Source organism: Arthrobacter sp. 10T413_2 (assembly GCF_056394205.1).
On record NZ_JBFTHK010000312.1, the window covers coordinates 1 to 2,420 of the forward strand.

Annotated in this window: 2 protein-coding genes; both read left to right on the plus strand. The window is 67.9% G+C overall.

Annotated elements, in window-relative coordinates:
* On the plus strand, window positions 1-1,161 hold a 1,161-nt coding region (locus AC1DBQ_RS22935; protein ID WP_476930698.1), incomplete at its 5' end, for a Glu/Leu/Phe/Val family dehydrogenase.
* A 44-nt stretch (window positions 1,162-1,205) separates the two neighbouring features.
* On the plus strand, window positions 1,206-2,420 hold a 1,215-nt coding region (locus AC1DBQ_RS22940; protein WP_476930699.1), incomplete at its 3' end, for an FAD-binding oxidoreductase.

The following is a 2,420-nucleotide window of genomic DNA, read 5'->3' on the forward strand; positions in this document are numbered from 1 at the left end:
GCACAGAAGGAGTATCCAACGATGACCAGTCTGTTCGACATGATGGATGAATGGGGACCGGAAAAGATCGTCACCGTCAGCGACACAAAAACAGGAATGAAGGGCGTGTTGGTCATCGACAACACCGCCCGAGGCATGGGCAAGGGCGGCACCCGGATGCAGCCCGGCGTCACCGTCGAGGAAATTGCCCGCCTGGCCCGGGTCATGACCTGGAAGTGGGCCGGCGTCGACCTTTTCTTCGGCGGCGCCAAAGCCGGCATCCGCGCGGATCCYAACTCACCCCACAAGGAAGCAATCCTTCGCTCCTTTGTCCGGGCCCTKAGCAATGAAGTCCCGTCCGAGTACGTCTTTGGCCTCGACATGGGGCTGACGGAAAACGACGCGGCCATCATCATCGACGAATTGGGCGACCGCGGCGCCGCGGTGGGCACTCCGTACGACCTCGGCGGCGTGCCCTACGACCAGCTGGGCATCACCGGCTACGGCGTCGCCGAAGTCACGGATGAGGCCGCGGCAACCATCGGCCTCCAGGGCCAGCGCGTGGCCATCCAGGGTTTCGGCGCCGTCGGGCACGCCACGGCGGCCCGGCTGCATGAGCTCGGCTACAGCGTTGTGTCGATTTCCACCGCCGAGGGCGCGCTTCACAATCCCGCCGGGCTGGACATTCCCACGCTGCTGGCCATGCGGCCGCGGCTGGGCGATGGACTGGTCAAAGCGTTCCCGGAGCTGGCCATCCCGGCAGGCACCGAGTTGTTCGTCGACGCCGAAATCGCCATCCCTGCCGCCCTGCAGGATGTCCTCCATGAAGGAAACGTCGGCGGCATCTCGGCCAAGCTCGTGGTGGAGGGCGCCAACCTTCCGACTAACGCCGCGGCACAGCAGGCGCTGCGCGCGGCGTCCGTGACGGTCGTGCCCGACTTCGTTGCCAATGCAGGCGGCGTGGTCAGTGCAGCCTTCGCCATGGAGTCCCGGTATTCGCCGTTCCGTCCCGAGACGGACCAGATCTTCACCACGGTCTCCCACAAGCTCCGCGAGAACACGGCCATCGTTCTGGCAGAGGCGGAAAAGCTGGATTCCACCACCCACCATGCCGCCCGCTCACTGGCCCAGAACCGTGTCCGCCGGGCCATGGAGCTGCGCGGCAAGCCCCTGCAGCACTAACCTCCCACCACGCAACGCCGCAGGGACAAGGAAGAGCACCACGCATGAACATTGACCAGATTGTCGAAGAACTCACCGCAGCAATTGCGGGCATCGTCGACAGCAGCACCCGTCGGCGTGCGGAATATTCGACCGACGCCTCGAACTACCGCGTGGTGCCCCAGGTGGTGGTCATGCCCAAGACTGCGGACGACGTCGTCGAGGCGGTCAGGATTGCCCGCCGGCACGGACTCGCCGTCACCGGTCGCGGCGCCGGGACGTCGTGCGCCGGCAACGCGGTGGGGCCAGGACTGGTGCTGGACTTCAGCCGGTTCATGAACCGGATCATCAGCATCGATCCGGAAAACCGGACCGCGGTGGTCCAGCCCKGCGTTGTCCTCAGTGACCTGCAGCGGGCTGCCGCCGTCCACGGGCTGCGGTTCGGGCCTGATCCGTCCACGGCCACGCGGTGCACCATCGGCGGCATGATCGGCAACAACGCGTGCGGCCCGCACGGGCTCTCGTACGGGCGCAYGGCGGACAATGTGCACCGGCTGCGCTGGCTGACCGGCTCGGGACACGTGGTGGAGCTGGGCGCGGGCAAGGATGCCACGGCCCGGATCCCCGGCCTCGATGAGTTCATCACGGCCAACCTGGAGGTCCTCCGGCTGGAATTCGGCCGGTTCGGCCGCCAAATCTCGGGCTACAGCCTGGAGCACCTMCTGCCGGAGAACGGCGCCAACCTGGCCGCCGCCCTGACGGGGACGGAAGGTACCTGCGGCATCATCCTGGAGGCCGAGGTCCGGCTGGTCCCGCTGGCGGCGGCCCCGGCCCTGGCCGTCTTGGGCTATCCGGATATGCCGGCCGCGGCCGACGCGGTTCCCGGCCTGCTTCCACACCGTCCGCTGGCCCTGGAGGGCCTGGACGCACAACTGGTCGACGTCGTCCGCAACGCCAAAGGCGTGCACGCCGTCCCCACCATGCCAGCCGGCAACGGCTGGCTCATGGTGGAAGTGGGCGGAGYGACGTCGGAGGAGGCGGTGGCGGCAGCCGAGCGGATGGTCCTGGATGCGGGGGCGATCGACTCGCTGATCCTTCCGGCCGGCCCGGAGGCCACGCGGTTGTGGCAGATTCGGGCCGACGGCGCCGGGCTGGCCGGCCGGACCGCCGCCGGGACCCAGGCCTGGCCGGGCTGGGAGGATTCGGCCGTCCCGCCGGAACATCTGGGTGACTACCTTCGCGATCTTKAACTGCTCATGGCCCGCGAAAACGTGTCAGGG